The following is a 17,399-nucleotide window of genomic DNA, read 5'->3' on the forward strand; positions in this document are numbered from 1 at the left end:
GGGGCGGTACGGGGTGCGCGAACCCGACCGCGAAGCCGCATGCCTGACGCCCGTTGCGGGCACCGTTCCGCCGACGCGGTGTCCACCCCCGTTGCGGGCACCGTTCCACCGACGCGGTGTCCACCCCCGTTGCGGGCACCGTTCCACCGACGCGGTGTCCACCCCCGTTGTGGGCATACGTTCCGCCGGGGCGGAACGGGTGGGCACAACGGACGGCGCCCCCTGCCGGGCCCAGGCATCCGCGCCCGAACCCGCACCCGGGGCACGTCGCACGGTTCGTGCGGCCCGCACCCCGGGTGCACCGCCCAAGTGGGTGCGGGTCCGGGCACAAGGGGCGCAGGCGCCGCCGAGGGCGCCGTCCCGTGTGCCCACCCGTCCCACCCGGCGGGACGATTGCCCACACGGGGGGGCGGCCTGCCCAGCAGGCCGGTGGTCCGCATCGGGCTGGGCGACGGCCCACGCGGGGCACGGCAGGGGCGGGGCCCTTGGTCCGCGAGGGCCGGCCGGGGCCTAAAGGCCCAGGCGGGCCCGGAGGCCCACTCGTTCGTCCGTGTCGACCGCCGCCGCCCCGTCCGCCACCGTCTCGTACACCGCCAGGATGTCCGCGCCGACGGTCGTCCAGTCGAAGCGGCGTACATGGGCCGAGCCCCGCGCGCTCAGTTCGTCGCGGCGCTCCTCGTCCCCCAGGAGCCGGATCGCCGCGTCCGCGAGGGCGTCCGCGTCCTCGTTGGTGAAGAGTTCTCCCGCCGCCCCCTGGTCGAGCACCTGGGCGAAGGCGTCCAGGTCGGAGGCGAGGACCGGCGCGCCGGCCGACAGCGCCTCGACGAGGATGATGCCGAAGCTCTCACCGCCGGTGTTGGGCGCCACGTACACGTCGACGCTGCGCAGCAGCCGCGCCTTGTCCTCGTCGCTGACCATCCCGAGGAACTCGACCCGGGAGCGCAGCTCACGCGGCAGCGACGCCACCGCCTCCTCCTCGTCCCCGCGCCCGGCGACGAGGAGCCGCGCGCCGGGCCGTTCGGTGAGGATCCTGGGCAGGGCCCGCATGAGGACCGGCAGGCCCTTCCTCGGCTCGTCGATCCGGCCGATGAAACCGAGGGTCTCGCCCTGCCACTCCTTCTTCGGCTCGGCGCGGGCGAAGAAGTCCACGTCGACCCCGTTGGGGATGACGACGGCGTCACCACCGAGGTGCTCGACGAGCGTGCGGCGCGCGTACTCGCTGACGGCGATCCGGGCGCTGATCTTCTCCAGCGCGGGCTGGAGGATCGGGTACGCGGCGATCATCGCGCGCGAGCGCGGGTTCGAGGTGTGGAAGGTGGCCACGATCGGCCCCTGCGCCGCCCAGCAGGTGAGCAGGCCGAGGGAGGGCGAGGTCGGCTCGTGGATGTGGACGACGTCGAAGGTGCCGTCGTGCAGCCAGCGGCGGACCCGCGCGGCCGAGAGGAAGCCGAAGCTGAGCCGGGCCACCGAGCCGTTGTACGACACGGGCACGGCCCGGCCGGCGGAGACCACGTACGGCGGCAGCGGGGTGTCGTCGTCGGAGGGGGCGAGGACGGACACCTTGTGGCCGAGCCGGACGAGGTGCTCGGCGAGGTCGCGGATGTGGAACTGGACGCCGCCCGGCACGTCCCAGGAGTACGGGCAGACGATCCCGATCTTCACGCGCCGCGCTCCCCGTCCCGCTCCGCACCCGCGGTCTCGGCACCCGCGACGGGCTCCGGGCGTTCGTCCAGGTCCGAGAGCCACAGTCGTTGCAGCATGTGCCAGTCCTCCGGGTGGTCCGCGATGCCCGAGGCGAAGGCATCGGCCAGCGCCTGTGTCATCACGGACGTCTTCTCGGCCCGCGTGCCTGACTCGGGTACGTCGACGGGCGGGTGGATCCGCCCCTGCATGACGGACGTACCGTCGTACCAGAGCGTCACCGGCAGCAGCAGCGCCCCCGTCTGCTGGGCGAGGATCGCGGGCCCCGCGGGCATCCGCGCCGTGTCGCCGAAGAAGGTGACCTCGGTGCCGGAGGCCGACAGGTCGCGGTCGGCGACGAGGCAGACCAGGCCGCCCGCACGCAGCCGCCGCGCGAGGGTGCCGAAGGCGGAGCCCCCGGTGTGCGGGAGGACCTCCATGCCGAGGGACTCCCGGTAGGCGACGAAGCGGTCGTACAGCGTCTCCGGCTTGAGCCGCTCGGCGACCGTCGTGAAGGGCACGCCGAGTGCGCGGGTCACCCACACACCGGCCAGGTCCCAGTTCGCCAGGTGCGGCAGGGCGAGGACGACCCCGCGCCCGGCGGCCAGGCCTTCCTTCAGGTAGTGGGCGTCCTTGATGTCGACACCGCGCTCGACCCGCTCCTTGTCCCAGGTCGGCAGCCGGAAGGACTCCATCCAGTACCGCATGTACGAGCGCATGCCGGCCTTCGACAGCTCGGCCAGCCGCTCGGGCGTGGCGTCGGGCACCACGCGCGCGAGGTTGGCCTCAAGGCGCAGGACGCTCTTGCCGCGCCGTTTCCAGGTGAGGTCGGCGATCCGTCGGCCGAGGCCGGCGGCCACCGGTTCGGGGAGCTTCTTGACGGTCGCCCAGCCGGCGCCGTACAGCCCGTCGCTCAGTCGTTCCTTCAGCGCGCTCACGTCGTCGCCCCGCTCCCCCCGGCCGCGGCGGCGTCCGCCTCGGCCGATTCACGCCGCACGGTCACGACCCGCTGTCCCAGGGTCACGGCACTGCCGACCGCGACGATCCACAGGGCGATCGGGAGCAGGACGTCGACGCCGGGCACCCCGAACGCGTGCAGGCCGGCGAGACCCGCGGCGACCAGCGAGATCACCAGACGCTCGGCGCGCTCGATCAGGCCGTTGACGGCGACGGGCAGGCCAATCGATTCGCCGCGTGCCTTGGTGTACGAGACGACCTGCCCGCTCGCCAGGCAGAAGATGGCCACGGCGCACAGCACGTTGTCGTCGCCCGTGCCCGCGTACCAGAGCGCGAAGCCGCCGAAGATGGCGCCGTCGGCGACGCGGTCGAGCGTCGAGTCGAGGAAGGCGCCCCAGCGGCTGGAGATCCCCGCCTGCCGGGCCATGTTGCCGTCGACGAGGTCGGAGAAGACGAAGAGGGTGATGACGATGGTGCCCCAGAAGAATTCCCCGCGGGGGAAGAAGACCAGCGCGCCGGCCATCACTCCCGCTGTGCCGATGAGCGTGACCGCGTCGGGGCTGACGCCCCGGCGGAGCAGAAACGCGGCGAACGGTGTGAGGACACGCGTGAAGAATGCACGCGCGTACTTGTTCAGCATGGCCTTCCCGAGGTTCGGTGGGCCGCGCGGCCCCTATGACCACCGGCTCACCCATCGTAGCCACGAGCGCCCCGGCCTACCGGCGGGCACCCGCCCCGCCGCGTCGGCGTCCCCCCGGCGGGCCCGCCCCGGGTACGACGTTCGGACGTGTCCCGGCGGCCGTACGCGTCCCCGGAGACGGCTCTCCCGGGCCGTACGAGACATCGCGCGTCCCGGCCCGTCCGTACACCGCGCCGACGCGCCGTACACGCCGCACCGCCGTGCGACGCGGGCCCCCGGCTCGCACCGCCGTGCGGCGCGGGGCCCCCGGCCGTGCGACGTATGGACGCGTCCCCGCGTCGGTGCAAAGCTCGAAGGACCACTGCGGGCACCGCAGGAGCCGTCACCGCGGCACATCACTCCCCCGCGGCACCCGCCGTACCGCCGCACCGTGCGAGCAGCCGGGAGGAACATCATGGGTGACAAGGCGAACACGCCCGCCGGGGCCGCCGGCAGGGCTCTGACGGCCGACCGGCCCGCAGCCGTGCGGAACGTGGTGCTGGTCGGCCACAGCGGATCCGGCAAGACGACCCTCGTGGAGGCGCTCGCGCAGACCGCCGGGGCGCTCAACCGGGCGGGCCGGGTCGAGGACGGCGCCACCGTCTCCGACTACGACGAGATCGAGCACCGCCAGCACCGCTCCATACAGCTCTCCCTCGTCCCGGTCGGCTGGGACGGGTACAAGATCAACCTCCTCGACACCCCCGGGTACGCGGACTTCGTCGGGGAGCTGAGGGCCGGTCTGCGCGCGGCGGACGCGGCCCTCTTCGTCGTATCGGCCGCCCAGGAGGCCGACGCCGTCGCCGCCTCCACCCGGATGATCTGGGAGGAGTGCGCGGCCGTCGGCATGCCCCGCGCCATCGTCGTCACCCATCTCGACACGGCCCGCACCGACTTCGGTGAGCTCACCGCCGTCTGCGCCTCCCTCTTCGGCCGCGACGACCCCGACGCCGTCCTCCCGCTCTATCTGCCGGTGCGCGGCGACGAGGCCGCCGACGGGCACGCGCCCGCGACCGGCCTGGTGGGGCTGCTGTCGGAGCGGATCTTCGACTACTCCACGGGGGTACGGCGGGAGAGCCCGCCCGACGAGAGTCAGCGGGAGCTCATCGCGGAGGCCCGCGCCCGGCTGATCGAGGGGATCATCGCCGAGAGCGAGGACGAGACCCTGATGGACCGCTATCTCGGCGGCGAGCGGATCGATGTGAAGACGCTCGTCGACGACCTGGAGAAGGCCGTCGCCCGGGGCGCCTTCCACCCGGTGCTCGCGGCCGCCCCGGCAGCCGACGGCGGTACGCAGGGCCTGGGCACCCTCGAACTCCTGGAGCTGATCACCGGCGGGTTCCCCTCCCCGCTGGAGCACGAGCCGCCCGCCGTCACCACCCCCGACGGCCGACCCCGGCCCTCCATCAGCTGCGACCCCGACGGTCCCCTGGTCGCCGAGGTCGTCAAGACCGCCGCCGACCCCTACGTGGGCCGGGTGTCGCTCGTCCGGGTCTTCTCCGGCACCCTGCGCCCCGACGAGACCGTCCACGTCTCCGGTCACGGACTGGCGGACCCGGGACACGAGGGCCGTGCCCTCCATGAGGCAGACGAGCGGATCGGCGGCCTCACCTCGCCCTTCGGCAAGCAGCAGCGGCCGATGGCGTACTGCATCGCCGGGGACCTGGCCTGTGTGGCCCGGCTGGGCCGGGCGGAGACGGGCGACACGATCTCCGCGAAGGACGATCCGCTCCTGATCGAGCCGTGGAGCATGCCCGAACCCCTGCTCCCGCTCGCGGTCGAGGCCCACAGCAAGGCCGACGAGGACCGGCTCTCGCAGGGCCTCTCCCGGCTGGTCGCCGAGGACCCGACCCTGCGCCTCGAACCGAACCAGGACACCCGGCAGGTGGTGCTGTGGTGCCTCGGCGAGGCGCACCAGGACGTCGCCCTCGAACGCCTCAGGGGCCGGTACGGGGTGCGGGTCGACGCCGTGCCGTACAAGGTGTCGCTGCGCGAGACGTTCGGCGGCCCCGCGGAGGGCCGCGGCCGGCACGTCAAACAGTCCGGCGGCCACGGCCAGTACGCGATCTGCGAGATCGAGGTGGAGCCGCTCCCGCCGGGCAGCGGCATCGAGTTCGTCGACAAGGTGGTCGGCGGCGCGGTCCCGCGCCAGTTCATCCCCTCCGTGGAGAAGGGGGTGCGGGCCCAGGCCGCGCGGGGCGTCGCCGCCGGCTACCCGCTCGTCGACATCCGGGTCACCCTGCGGGACGGCAAGGCCCACTCGGTGGACTCCTCCGACGCCGCCTTCCAGGCGGCCGGGGCGCTCGCGCTGCGCGAGGCGGCCGCCGATGTCGCCGTCCACCTCCTGGAGCCGGTCGCCGAGATGCAGGTCCTCGTACCGGACGAATACGTCGGTCCCGTGATGAGCGATCTGTCGGGGCGGCGCGGCCGGGTCGTCGGCACCGACCAGGCCGGACCCGGGCGGACCGTGGTACGGGCCGAGGTGCCGGAGATCGAGATCGGGCGGTACGCGATCGACCTGCGGTCCGTGTCGCACGGCACCGGCAGGTTCGACCGCTCGTACGCCCGGCACGAGCCGATGCCCCCGCATCTCGCCGAGAAAATGCGCGAACAGGCCGGAAAGAGCTCCTGACTGACGGGATGACAGCCCTGGCCTCCCGCCCCGCCACCGCGGAGCGGGCGGCATTCGGCCGACCCGTCACACTCCGGTGACGCATCAGGCGGCACCCGGTTACGCTGTGGTGCCCAGCTCAGAAGGTGTGCGGGGCGCGGCAGTTGGGAACAGCCCGCACAGGGGTACTCGCGCGCGATGGGGGCGGCAGTGGCGATCGACGGTTTCGGACCCGGGGCACAGATCCCCCTCCAGGGCTCCGGCGGCGGTACGGGGGCGACGAACGCGCTCGCCTCCGCCGCGTACCGGGACAGCCCCCTGGACACGATCAAGGAAGCCGACAACGAGCTCTACAAGTCGACGGTCAAGGAAGGGAAGTGGCACAAGCTCTTCCACCCCGACCTCGGCGAGGCGTTCTCCCGCGCGGTCCAGGTCCGCATGCTCGGCGGCGCCCGCAAGGCCCTCATCCAGTCCTTCGGCGCCGAGCCCCAGCCGGTCGTCGAGCACTGTCTCGCCGCCTCCCGCCTCCGCAGGCAGCGGGACATCAAGCTGACCCTGGTCACCCTGGTCTGCGGGGTGCTCTTCCTGCCGGGGCTGCTGCTCTGGCTGGGAGTCATCCAGCTCCGCCGGATGGCCGCGGGCTCCGACAAGAAGCGCACCAGCGCCATCGGCACCGCGCTCCTCGTCGCGGCCGGTCTGTTCGCCCTGCTCGTCCTCCTCAAGCTGCCCTTCGACGGGATCCTGCCGAACTACCTGCGCGCCATGATCGTGGCGCCGGTCGTGGGCTGGTTCCTCGCGCACCGCATCTGCGAGACCACCGCCGTCGATCTCCGCGAGCGCTGGACGGCGCTGCTCAGCGGCGGCGGCATCGGCGCGAAGATCCCGGAGGCCGCTCCGCGGGACCCGGGCGAGAAAGCCGCCGAGGAGCTCCGGCAGAACCTGGAGAAGCTCTCGGCCGAGCAGCAGTCCAACATCGTGTTCTACGCGGGCGCCAAGGGCGTCCTCGGCCTCGGCACCCGTTGGGGCAGCTGGACACTGGCGGAGGAGCTCGTCCCCCTGCCCGGCCGCGAGATCCACGACTTCCGCGCCTGGGACGTCGTCCGGAAGATCCACGACCAGCTGACCCTGCTGGAGCGTGGCTCGATGAAGACCGGGTTCCCCAAGCCGACCGTCAAGCACTGGATCGTCTCGCCCGTCGGTGAGGGCGCCGACGAGGTCGCCCGCCCCGAGGGCGACAGCATCGTCCACTACCAGGTCAAGCCGCACGAGATACAGCGCATCTGCAACGACCAGCAGTTCGGCGCCGGCAACCGTCACTACCTCGGGGTGCAGTTCACTCTCTGGGACGGGAACCTGGTCCTGACAATGATGGTGACGGTGACGTCCCTCCTCCACACCCTCCGGATCGAGGTGACCGGGCACGCCCTCGGTCCCGTGCACGGCCTCTTCACGACGAAGCCGAAGGCGAAGACCAAGGAGGTCTCCAAGACCGTCCGCTTCTGGGAGACCAAGGAGATCAAGCAGCCGCTGATGACGACCGACGAGGTCGTCCGGCTCGCGGTCCGCGCCCCGCTCACCTGGTACCCGCCGGTCCTGGACTTCCTCGGCGGCAAGCTCGTCCTGCCCGAGCCCTTCGGACTGCGGCACGTCTGGGCCGGGCCGCTCTGGAAGAACCGCTTCATGGCCGACGACGCCATCCGCATGGCGACGCCGGTGCTGCGCGCGGTCCACTCTGCGACCCTCAAGATGCTCGACGAGCACGGCGTGGACACGGAGCGCTTCACCAACCGCTCGCTGTTCCTCAGCGGCGGCGTCCAGGACCCGGGCCCCAAGAAGGCCGACGTCTACGACGCCTGACGTCCGTCCATGTCCGTACGGATCATGTCGGTCGGTTCATGTCGACACGGATCATGTCCGTACGGATCGTGTCGGCACGGATCATGTCGGCACGGATCGTGTCCGTACGGATCAGATGGTGGCCGGCCAGGCGTCGGCCAGCATCTTCCGGGTGTCCGCGAGCAGCTGCGGCAGCACCTTGGTGTGACCGACGACCGGCATGAAGTTGGTGTCCCCGCCCCAGCGCGGCACCACGTGCTGGTGCAGATGGGCGGCGATGCCGGCGCCGGCGACGGCGCCCTGGTTCATGCCGATGTTGAAGCCGTGCGCACCGGAGGCCGCCCGCAGCGCCACCATCGCGCGCTTGGTGAGGTCGGCGAGCTCCGCCGTCTCCGCCACGTCCAGATCCGTGTAGTCGGCGACGTGACGGTAGGGGACGACCATGAGGTGTCCGCCGTTGTACGGATACAGGTTGAGGACCGCGTAGACGCTGCCGCCGCGGGCGATCACCAGGCCGTCCTCGTCCGACTTCGACGGGATCGAGCAGAACGGACAACCGTCGTCGGCTCCCGGCCCGGTCGGCTTGTTCTCGCCCTGGATGTACGCCATCCGATGAGGCGTCCACAGGCGCTGGAACGCGTCCCGCGTCCCCACTCCGATCTGCTGCTCCGGCTCAGTCGTCATGCTGTGCAGCATATTGCGTCGCCCGTTCGGAACGTGTCGCCGGGGCGGAAGATCCATGCGGCGGCCATGCTGATCCGATGAGCGACAGGCCCCCGAAACCGCCACGGCAGGAACGCTGGGACCACCGCATGGAGACCCCCCTGGCCGTGGCCTCCCTTGCCTTCCTGACCGGCTACGCGGTCCGCGTCCTCGCCCGCCACGGCCTCCCCCAGGCCTGGCTCGACCTCTGTCTCGCCGTCACGGTCGCCGCCTGGGCCCTGTTCGCCGTGGACTACGCGGTACGGCTCCGCGTCAGCGGCCTGCGTCCGCTCCGCTTCGTCCGCGCCCATCTCCTCGACACGGTCGTCCTGGTGCTGCCGCTGCTGCGGCCGCTGCGCATGGTCACCCTCTACGACCGGGTCCAGCGCCGTCGCGACAAGCCGCGCCTCGGCCTCTACGCGCGCGTGATGCTCTACGCCGGAATGAGCGTGGCCCTGCTCGGCTTCGCGGGCGCCCTCACCGTCTACCACCACGAGGCCGACGCCCCCGGCGCCACGATCCTCACCTTCGGCGACGCGATCTGGTGGACCTGCGCCACGCTCGCGACCGTGGGGTACGGGGACGTGGCGCCGGTGACACCGCTGGGCCGGGTGACGGCTGTCGGCATGATGGCCTGCGGTCTCGCGCTCCTGGGGGCGGTGACGGGTTCGTTCTCGTCCTGGCTGGTCCAGTCGTTCACGCGGGAAGACGACAAGAGGCCCCCGGGGGCTTCCCCGGGGGCCTCCTGAACACTCGGGCCGTCACACCTGGACGCGGTCCTCGACGATCTTGGCGATCTTGGCGATGGCCTCGTCGACGGGGATGCCGTTCTCCTGCGAGCCGTCGCGGTATCGGAAGGAGACGGCGCCGGCGGCCATGTCCTCGTCACCCGCGATGATCATGAACGGGACCTTCTGCTTCTGCGCGTTCCGGATCTTCTTCTGCATCCGGTCCGAGGAGGAGTCGACCTCCACCCGCAGGCCCTGCTTCTTCGCCTTGGCGGCGAACTCGTACAGGTAGTCGACGTGCGCGTCGCCGATCGGGATCCCGGTCGCCTGCACAGGCGCCAGCCACGGCGGCATCGCACCCGCGTAGTGCTCCAGAAGCACCGCGAAGAAGCGCTCGATCGAACCGAACAGCGCGCGGTGGATCATGACCGGGCGCTGCTTGGTGCCGTCCGGGGCGGTGTACTCCAGGTCGAAGCGCTCCGGCAGGTTGAAGTCGAGCTGCACGGTCGACATCTGCCAGGTACGGCCGATGGCGTCCCGCGCCTGCACCGAGATCTTCGGGCCGTAGAACGCGGCGCCGCCCGGGTCGGGGGTCAGCGGGAGGCCCTGCTTCTCCGCGACCTGCTGGAGGACCGCGGTGGCCTCCTCCCACACCTCGTCGGAGCCGACGAACTTCTCCGGGTCCTTGGTGGACAGCTCCAGGTAGAAGTCGGTCAGACCGTAGTCGCGGAGCAGGTTGAGGACGAAGGTGAGGGTCTTGTCGAGCTCCTCCGCCATCTGCTCCTTGGTGCAGTAGATGTGCGCGTCGTCCTGGGTGAAGCCGCGGGCCCGGGTCAGGCCGTGCACGACGCCGGACTTCTCGTACCGGTACACGGTGCCGAACTCGAAGAGACGCAGCGGCAGTTCACGGTACGAACGCCCGCGCGCGTCGAAGATCAGGTTGTGCATCGGGCAGTTCATGGGCTTGAGGTAGTAGTCCACGCCCTCGTCGAGCTGCATGGGGGGGTACATGCCCTCGGCGTACCAGTCGAGGTGGCCCGACTTCTCGAACAGCTTGCCCTTGGTGGCGTGCGGCGAGTAGACGAACTCGTAGCCCTCCTCCTCGTGCCGCTTGCGCGAGTAGTCCTCCATGACCCGGCGGATGATGCCGCCCTTGGGGTGGAAGACCGCGAGGCCGGAGCCGATCTCGTCGGGGACGGAGAAGAGGTCCAGCTCGTTGCCGAGCTTGCGGTGGTCGCGCTTCTCGGCCTCGGCGAGGAAGTCGAGGTGGGCCTTCAGCTCCTCCTTCGACGGCCAGGCGGTGCCGTAGATGCGCTGGAGCATCGGGTTCTTCTCGCTGCCGCGCCAGTAGGCGGCGGCGTTGCGCATCAGCTTGAACGCCGGGATGTTCCGGGTGGTCGGCAGGTGGGGACCGCGGCAGAGGTCCTTCCAGCACAGGTCGCCGGTCTTGGCGTCGAGGTTGTCGTAGATGGTCAGCTCGCCGCCGCCCACCTCGACGTTCGCGCCGTCGTCGGTCGAGGCGGAGCCCTTGATGCCGATGAGCTCCAGCTTGTACGGCTCGTCCGCCAGCTCGGCGCGGGCGTCCTCGTCGGTCACCACGCGGCGGGCGAAACGCTGGCCGCGCTTCTGGATCTCCTGCATCTTCTTCTCGATGACCTTGAGGTCCTCGGGGGTGAAGGGCTTCTCGACGTCGAAGTCGTAGTAGAAGCCGTCCCGGACCGGCGGGCCGATGCCCAGCTTGGCCTCGGGGAAGATCTCCTGCACGGCCTGGGCCATGACGTGCGCGGTCGAGTGGCGCAGGATGTCGAGACCGTCCGGGGAGGAGATCTCGACGCCCTCGACGACATCGCCGTCGGAGAGCTCGTACGACAGGTCCTTCAGCTCGCCGCCGACGCGGGCGGCGATGACGGTGCGGTCGTCGGCGAACAGGGCGCCGGCGGTGGTGCCCGCGCTCACCGCCCTCTCCTCTGCTTCCGAGGCGGACTGGACGGTCACACGGACATCAGACACGAATGTTCTTCTTCCTTTGGGGCGCGGGCAGACACGAGGTGCCGGCGCCGGCGGTGCGCAACAGAGACGAGGTGCCGCGCATCGCCGATGTTACCGAGGTGACCGTCCCACCCGCGAAACGGTTTCCCTCGCGCCTCATCCCTCGTCCGGGCCGCAGACCTCCTCGAAGAAGTCGAGGTTCTCCTGGAGGGCCTTCATCAGCCGGTCCCGTTCCGTCTCGTCGACCTGTACGGGGACGACCCCGGACGCGTCGGTGAGGCGGCGGAAGCCGCCCCGGCTCTCCAGGCGGCCCACCACCCGGATCGGGAGCCCCACGAGGTGGGCCTGGCCCGCGGTGCGGTACGCCTCCTCGTCGAGGGTCACGCGGACGTGCGGGACCTCCGCCCCGGCGAGGACCCGGAGGCGTACGGTGCCGTCGCCGCGCGGGCCCGAGCGGCGCATGCGGACGACGGCGCCCGTGAGCCGGACCGGCACGGACGGCTCGCCGGTGAGGTAGCGGGCGCTCGCCTCCCGCAGGGCCGGCAGGTCGCCGGGCGAGAACTCGACCGGTTCGGGCCGGGGGGCGCAGCCCTCGGGCGCCCCGGCGGACGGCGCCCACTCCAGGGCGACGCGGGCCCCCTCGGTGCCTCGGACGAGGGCGACGAGGGCCTCGGTGAGCTCGCGGCTGACGCCCGCCGCGACGGCCGCGTCGAAGGCCTCCATGCCGCCGGTGGCCCGCTGGTAGTCGGTGGCCTCGCGGGCCGCGTGGAGCGCGTGGTAGAGCCGCACGGCGATGGGGCGGCCCGGGTCGACGGGCAGGAAGGCGGTCAGGCCGCGCCCGCCTGGTGCCGCGCCGACGACGACGGTCTCCAGGGAGGCCTGCGCCGGGCGCCGGTGCCGGGCCCCGTAGTAGCCGGCCCGGCCGCGCACGGCGAGGGCGCCTGCCAGGAGCAGCTGGCGGGCGGCGGACCTGAGCTGTTCCTGCACGGGCCAGGGGACGGTGCCGGCGGGGCCCGGCGGCACGTCGCGCCACCAGCGGATCTCGTCGCTCGGCACGGCCAGGCCGGTCAGGACCTCCCGGGCGGAGGGCGTGGCGCTGCGGGCCAGGGCGGTGAGCGCCTCGCCGAGCAGGTCCTCGCAGTCCGGGAAGGCGCGGCTCTCCGGGACGAGGAGGCTGGTGCCGGTGCCGCTGCCGGGCGGGGTCCAGCGGCTGTAGCGGCCGGCCGCCCCGCCGCGCCGCCGCCATCCGTGGCGGGCGAGGAGGGCGCCGAGGACCCGCGGGTCGACCCTGCCCGGGTCGGGTGTGCCCTGGCTGTCGGCCCAGGGTCCGGCGGGCGGCGCGGGGACGCCCGTCCAGGGTCCGGGGAGGTCGCCCGGGGCCGGGTGGGGCCGGTAGGGCGGGGGAACGGAGACGGGGCCGTCCCCGGCCCCCTCGTCCCCGAACCTCGGTTCGTCGATCGGTCGGTGCATCAAGGTCTCCCTCCCACGCCGACCCGGGTCATGATCTCGCAGAGTGCCCGGTCGTCGAAGATCCGCGCCGTCGGGACGCGCACGGTGGTGCGGCGCCGTCCCGTGACCGGGTGTCCGGCCAGGTTGATCCAGTAGCAGCTGTGCCGCAGGTCGAGCCGGTCGTGGCTCGCTCTCAGCCAGTCCTCCTGTGACCTCGGGACGAGCATCACGACGAGGATCTTGTGCACGGACACCGGGGTCCTGGCGAGTTTCACCAGGTGGTCGTTGTCGAGGGTGAACGAGAACGTCCCGGACGTGCTCCCGGGCGTTCGTGGCGGTATCTGGTAGGTGCACTTGAGCTGCACCTTGATGGTCACCTCGTCGTCGACGGTGTGGCCGGGTGAGCCGTGACTGACGTGCCAGTCGATGCCGTTGTCCGGAAAGGGCTGGGACAGCGAGCAGCCGGCCGCGGCGGCGACGGCGTGCAGGTATCCCACCTGAAGGGTCTCCATGCAGGCGGTGGTGGCGAGTGAGCCGCGCGTCGGTGCCAGCCGCTGGGGCGGCAGCCCTCCCGACTCGGGCTGGGCGAGCGCCATGTCGATTTCCTTCCCCGTCCCTTGTGTTGTGACCGGTCCGCGTACGGCGCAAACAGTCCGGGTATCACCGTTTCGGGGCAGGGGGTTGGCCATCTGCCGCACGTGTGCAGGGAGTTCAGGGATGACGATGCACTGGTACGAAGGGCCCCTGGCCGCTTTCGACACGGAGACCACCGGAGTTGACGTCGAGGGCGACCGGATCGTCTCGGCCGCTCTGGTGGTGCAGGACACCGCGGGGGCACGGCCGCGGGTGACGCGCTGGCTGGTCAATCCGGGCATACCGGTGCCCGAGGGGGCCACCGCCGTGCACGGCCTGACGGACGATCACCTCCAGCGGTACGGCCGCTGGCCGGCTCCGGTGATGGAGGAGCTGGCGCGCGCGCTGGCCGAGCAGGTCGCGTCGGGCCGGCCGCTGGTGGTGATGAACGCGCCGTTCGACCTGACGATCCTCGACCGGGAGCTGCGCAGACACCGGGCGTCCACGCTCGGCGACTACCTGCCGGGCACCCCGCTGTGCGTGCTCGATCCGCGGGTCCTGGACAAGCACCTGGACCGCTACCGGAAGGGCCGCCGGACGCTCACGGACCTCTGCGCGCACTACGAGGTCGAACTGACGGGGGCGCACGACGCGGCGGCGGACGCGACGGCGGCGCTCGATGTCGTACGGGCGGTCGCGCGGCGCTTCTCGTCCCGGCTCGAGCGGCTGACGCCGGCGGAGCTGCACACGCTGCAGGCGGTGTGGCACGCGGCGCAGGCCCGGGGTCTCCAGGCGTGGTTCTCGCGTCAGGGGACGCCGGAGACCGTGGACCCGGCGTGGCCGCTGCGGCCCGAACTGGGCACGGCGGCGTGACACATGACAGAGGCCGGTCCGTCTTTCGACGGACCGGCCTCTACCCGGTGGGCGATACTGGGATCGAACCAGTGACCCCTTCGGTGTGAACGAAGTGCTCTCCCGCTGAGCTAATCGCCCGGGAACGGGTTGAACCATACAGGCCCGCGCGCCCTTCGTTCAAACCGATAGGAGGTGGGCGGCGAGTCCCCGCCGCCCTCCGCGCATCATCAGGGCGTGGTTGACGCGGAAGACGGGCCGTCCGGGTACGGCGAGGACCCGCAGGAGGCGGGCGCGGACCTCGACCTCCTGCTCGTACACGACGCGGGTCCCGGACCGTTCGGGGGCGACGGTCCAGCGGGCCCAGCCCTCCAGGTCACCGCCGAGGCCGACCTCCAGGACCCGGGCGGCCGGATCGCGGCGCACCGCGCGGGCGGTGACGACGAGCTCGTACGGGAGGAACGAGCGGAAGCGCGCGGTGCCGGTGGTGTCGTCGAGCGGGACGACCTCGCGGACCTGGGGCCACCAGCGGGGGTACTCCTCGGCGCGTTCCAGGACGGCGAAGACGGCGTCGGGCGGGGCGGCGAGCCGCCAGACGCTGCGGAAGCGGTACCTGCACCAGTCCATGCCCCCAGTGTGGAGGTACTCAGGCGGCGCCGGCCGGAAAGATGAGTACGGGGACGCATTCCCGCCAGGTGGGGCCGGGGCCACACTCCGGATATGAACACCTCACTGCCGCCCGCCGACGAGCTGGTGCTCGTCGACCGCGAGCTGGCGCGACTCGACGCCCGCAGGTCCCAGTTGCTGGCCCGGCGGGCCTGGCTGCTCCAGGTGCTGTACGCGCCGGCCAGGTCGGTGGCGGCGTCGCCGCCCCGGCCGCCGGTGGCGGACTCGACACCGCGGAGCGCGCAGAACGTCCTGCTGACGCTGGGCGGCACCCTGCTGACGATCGCGGCGGTCGCCTTCACCCTGGTCAGCTGGGGCTCGATGGGCATCGGCGGCCGGGCCGCGGTCCTGTTCGTGGTGACCTCGGCGGCCCTGGCGGCTCCGGTGGCGCTCCTCCGCAGGAGCCTGGTCTCGACGGCCGAGTCGGTGGCGGCTCTCGGACTGGTCCTGATGGTGCTCGACGCGTACGCGCTGCACCGGGTGGCGCTGTCGGAGACGGACGGCCTCGGGTACACGGCGGTGGCGTCCGCGGTCCTCGCGGGCGCGTGGGCGGCCTACGGCGCGGCCCTGTCCCGGCTGCGGATCCCGCTGCCGGCGGCCGTGGTCGCCGGGCAGCTGCCGCTGCCGCTGGGGGCGCTCGCGGCGGGAGGCGGGCCGACGGCCTTCGCGTGGGCGGCGCTCGTCACGGCCGCGGCGGACGGGGCGGTGGTGCTGTGGACCCGGCCGGCGCCGGTCCGGATCACGGCGGTCTCGGGTGCGACGCTGCTCGGCGGCTGGGCGCTCCTGACGGGCGGCTGGCTCTCGTTCACCGCGCCGTGGAGCGGCGCGCCGCTGCTCCTCGCGGGCGCGGCGGTGACGCTGTACGTGGCCTGGCGTACGCCGGCGCTCGCGGTGGCGGCCTCCGCGGTCGCGGGTCTGGCGGCGGTGACGGCCCTTGGCGGCCTGCTGCGGGCCGCCGTCCCCGCGGAGTGGACGGTACCGGGGTACGTGCTGTGCGCCCTGGTCCTGGCCTCGGTGTGGCCTCTGACCGCGCGGAGCGGGGCGCCGGCGGATGGCATGACGCCGGGCACGGGCGCGGTGCCCCCGCGTGGGGTGCGGCTCGGGCTTGCCTCCGCCGGTGCGGGTGTGGCGGCGCTCGGGGTCGTATGGGCGCTGCCGCCGGTGGCGGCCGGGCTGCTCGGGCCCATGGCGCGGACGACGGACGTGTGGTCGGGCGAGCACACGGCGCGGGCGCTGAGCTCGTACCCGGCGACGGCGGTCCTGGTGGTGGCGGTGGCCGTCGCCGCTCTCGCGGCCGTCCCCCGGCTCTGGGCCCGGTGCGGGGCCCTCGCCCTGGCCTGGGCGCTCCTCACCGCCCTGCCGGTCTCCCTCGGCCTGCCGTACGCGGCGACGCTCGTCCTGCAGCTCCTCACGGCCGCGCCGGCCCTGTGGATCGCCGTCCGTCCGGCCCCGCTGACACGCGGTCTGCGCGCGGGCGCGGCGCCCGCCGCCCCGTCCGCGCCGCCGGCCGGGCCGGCGACTCCGTGGGCCTCCTGGGCGCCGAAGCCGCCCGGGCAGGGTTCTGCCGCCGTGGAGCCCGGGACCGTCCTGGGGTGGTGCGCGTACGCCGGTGGACTCGCGTCCGCCGTGAGCGCCCTGGCGCTGGCCCTGGACGTACGGGGAGCCACGTTCGCCGTGCTCGCGGTGGTGCTCGGGCTCCTCACGGGCGTGGCGGTTCTCGGGACCGGCGCCCGCAGGGTGGTCTCGGCCTGCGGCACGGTCCTCGCGGCGACCGGACTCGTGTGCGCCGCCGCGGCCGCCGGCGGGTTCGAGGACCACTGGACGGCCCTGGCGCTCCTGCTGGTCTCGGCGGCCACCGCCGCCGTGGGGGCTCGGACGCGCCCGCGTGCGGTGGCCCTGGCGACGGAGATCACCGGTGCGGCGGTGGCGCTCCCGGCGTTCGGCCTCGCCGCGTCCCGGCCGGCGTTCCTGGCGCTCGCCCTGGCCCTCGGCGGGGTGATCGCGGCGGCGACGGCGGTGCGGCCGGAGCGGCGGCGGTTCGCCTCGTGGACGGCGGCGGTGCTGTTCCTCCTCGCCACCTGGGTGCGCCTGGCCGGCTGGGAGGTGACGACCCCGGAGGCGTACACCCTGCCGGTGACCGTGCCCGCTCTCGTCGTCGGGTTCCTGCGGCGGCGCCGGGACGCCGAGGCCTCGTCCTGGACGGCGTACGGCCCGGGGCTCGCGGTGACGCTGCTGCCGAGCCTCCTCGCGGCCTGGACGGACCCGGAGTGGGTCCGCCCGCTGGTCCTCGGGGTCACGGCCCTGGCGGTGACGCTGCTCGGCGCGCGGTCCCGGCTCCAGGCACTCCTGGTCCTCGGTGGCGCGGTCCTCGCCCTGGACGGGCTGCACGAGCTGGCGCCCTACGTGGTGCAGGTGGTGGGCGCGCTGCCGCGCTGGCTGCCGCCGGCCCTCGCGGGGCTCCTGCTGCTCGCGGTGGGCGCCACGTACGAGCAGCGGCTGCGGGACGCCCGGAGGCTCCGGGACCGGGTCGCGCGGATGCGGTGAACGCCGAAGGCCCGGAGACGGTGTTCCGTCTCCGGGCCTTCGGACCGGGTGGTGGGCGATACTGGGTTCGAACCAGTGACCCCTTCGGTGTGAACGAAGTGCTCTCCCACTGAGCTAATCGCCCCGGTGCACC

Annotated in this window: 13 protein-coding genes and 2 tRNA genes; 5 read left to right on the plus strand and 10 right to left on the minus strand. The window is 73.0% G+C overall.

The genetic code is table 11. The features are described from left to right. Nucleotides 1–510 precede the first annotated feature (510 nt). Genes ACFVYX_RS32495 through pgsA form a run of 3 tightly spaced genes read right to left on the minus strand, consistent with a single transcriptional unit; the run spans nt 511 to nt 3,277 of the window. Nucleotides 511–1,662, minus strand: coding sequence for a glycosyltransferase family 4 protein (locus ACFVYX_RS32495; protein ID WP_389685073.1), 1,152 nt, complete (start codon nt 1,660–1,662; stop codon nt 511–513). Continuing rightward, nucleotides 1,659–2,609, minus strand: a complete 951-nt coding sequence (locus ACFVYX_RS32500) for a phosphatidylinositol mannoside acyltransferase (protein WP_389685124.1) — start codon at nt 2,607–2,609, stop codon at nt 1,659–1,661. Before ACFVYX_RS32500 ends, ACFVYX_RS32495 begins: the two co-directional genes overlap by 4 nt. A gap of 5 nt (nt 2,610–2,614) precedes the next feature. After that, a complete protein-coding gene (gene pgsA / locus ACFVYX_RS32505; protein WP_389685074.1) occupies nt 2,615–3,277 on the minus strand; it encodes a phosphatidylinositol phosphate synthase in 663 nt (220 codons plus the stop codon). A gap of 454 nt (nt 3,278–3,731) precedes the next feature. Here pgsA and ACFVYX_RS32510 point away from each other — a divergent pair, with 454 nt between their 5' ends. Further along, nucleotides 3,732–5,948, plus strand: coding sequence for an elongation factor G-like protein EF-G2 (locus ACFVYX_RS32510; RefSeq protein ID WP_389685075.1), 2,217 nt, complete (start codon nt 3,732–3,734; stop codon nt 5,946–5,948). Between the two features lie 177 nt (nt 5,949–6,125). Further along, nucleotides 6,126–7,784, plus strand: coding sequence for a hypothetical protein (locus tag ACFVYX_RS32515; RefSeq protein ID WP_389685076.1), 1,659 nt, complete (start codon nt 6,126–6,128; stop codon nt 7,782–7,784). A 111-nt stretch (nt 7,785–7,895) separates the two neighbouring features. Here the strand turns inward: ACFVYX_RS32515 and ACFVYX_RS32520 are convergent, their stop codons facing one another. Further along, a complete protein-coding gene (locus ACFVYX_RS32520) occupies nt 7,896–8,459 on the minus strand; it encodes an HIT family protein (protein WP_389685077.1) in 564 nt (187 codons plus the stop codon). Between the two features lie 65 nt (nt 8,460–8,524). On the opposite strand from ACFVYX_RS32520, the gene ACFVYX_RS32525 reads away from it, so the two are divergent. Then, complete coding sequence (locus tag ACFVYX_RS32525) at nt 8,525–9,214, plus strand: potassium channel family protein (protein ID WP_389685078.1); 690 nt, start codon at nt 8,525–8,527, stop codon at nt 9,212–9,214. Nucleotides 9,215–9,226: 12 nt separating this feature from the next. Here ACFVYX_RS32525 and thrS read toward each other — a convergent pair whose 3' ends face one another. The 3 genes from thrS to ACFVYX_RS32540 form a co-directional block, all read right to left on the minus strand. After that, nucleotides 9,227–11,203, minus strand: coding sequence for a threonine--tRNA ligase (thrS, locus tag ACFVYX_RS32530; protein WP_389685079.1), 1,977 nt, complete (start codon nt 11,201–11,203; stop codon nt 9,227–9,229). A gap of 135 nt (nt 11,204–11,338) precedes the next feature. Beyond that, nucleotides 11,339–12,652, minus strand: a complete 1,314-nt coding sequence (locus ACFVYX_RS32535; RefSeq protein WP_389685080.1) for a hypothetical protein — start codon at nt 12,650–12,652, stop codon at nt 11,339–11,341. Then, nucleotides 12,652–13,227 (minus strand): DUF4365 domain-containing protein, encoded by a 576-nt coding sequence (locus tag ACFVYX_RS32540; protein WP_389685081.1) that lies wholly within the window; start codon nt 13,225–13,227, stop codon nt 12,652–12,654. The genes ACFVYX_RS32535 and ACFVYX_RS32540 overlap by 1 nt, the downstream gene beginning before the upstream one ends. A 121-nt stretch (nt 13,228–13,348) precedes the next feature. Here ACFVYX_RS32540 and ACFVYX_RS32545 point away from each other — a divergent pair, with 121 nt between their 5' ends. Next, entirely contained in the window at nt 13,349–14,077 is a 729-nt protein-coding gene (locus ACFVYX_RS32545; protein WP_389685082.1) for a 3'-5' exonuclease, read from the plus strand. Between the two features lie 48 nt (nt 14,078–14,125). On the opposite strand, the gene ACFVYX_RS32550 is transcribed toward ACFVYX_RS32545, so the two are convergent. Together ACFVYX_RS32550 and ACFVYX_RS32555 are read right to left on the minus strand one after the other, a co-directional pair. Then, nucleotides 14,126–14,197 (minus strand) — tRNA-Val (locus ACFVYX_RS32550). Nucleotides 14,198–14,236: 39 nt separating this feature from the next. Then, nucleotides 14,237–14,683, minus strand: coding sequence for an SRPBCC family protein (locus ACFVYX_RS32555; RefSeq protein WP_389685083.1), 447 nt, complete (start codon nt 14,681–14,683; stop codon nt 14,237–14,239). Nucleotides 14,684–14,776: 93 nt separating this feature from the next. Between ACFVYX_RS32555 and ACFVYX_RS32560 the strand changes: the two genes are divergently transcribed. Then, nucleotides 14,777–17,266, plus strand: coding sequence for an SCO7613 C-terminal domain-containing membrane protein (locus tag ACFVYX_RS32560; protein WP_389685084.1), 2,490 nt, complete (start codon nt 14,777–14,779; stop codon nt 17,264–17,266). A 49-nt stretch (nt 17,267–17,315) separates the two neighbouring features. Here the strand turns inward: ACFVYX_RS32560 and ACFVYX_RS32565 are convergent. Beyond that, a tRNA-Val gene (locus tag ACFVYX_RS32565) sits at nt 17,316–17,390 on the minus strand. Nucleotides 17,391–17,399: the final 9 nt, after the last annotated feature.

Origin of the sequence: Streptomyces sp. NPDC058326 (assembly GCF_042879855.1) — a bacterium.
Classification (GTDB): Bacteria; Actinomycetota; Actinomycetes; order Streptomycetales; family Streptomycetaceae; genus Streptomyces.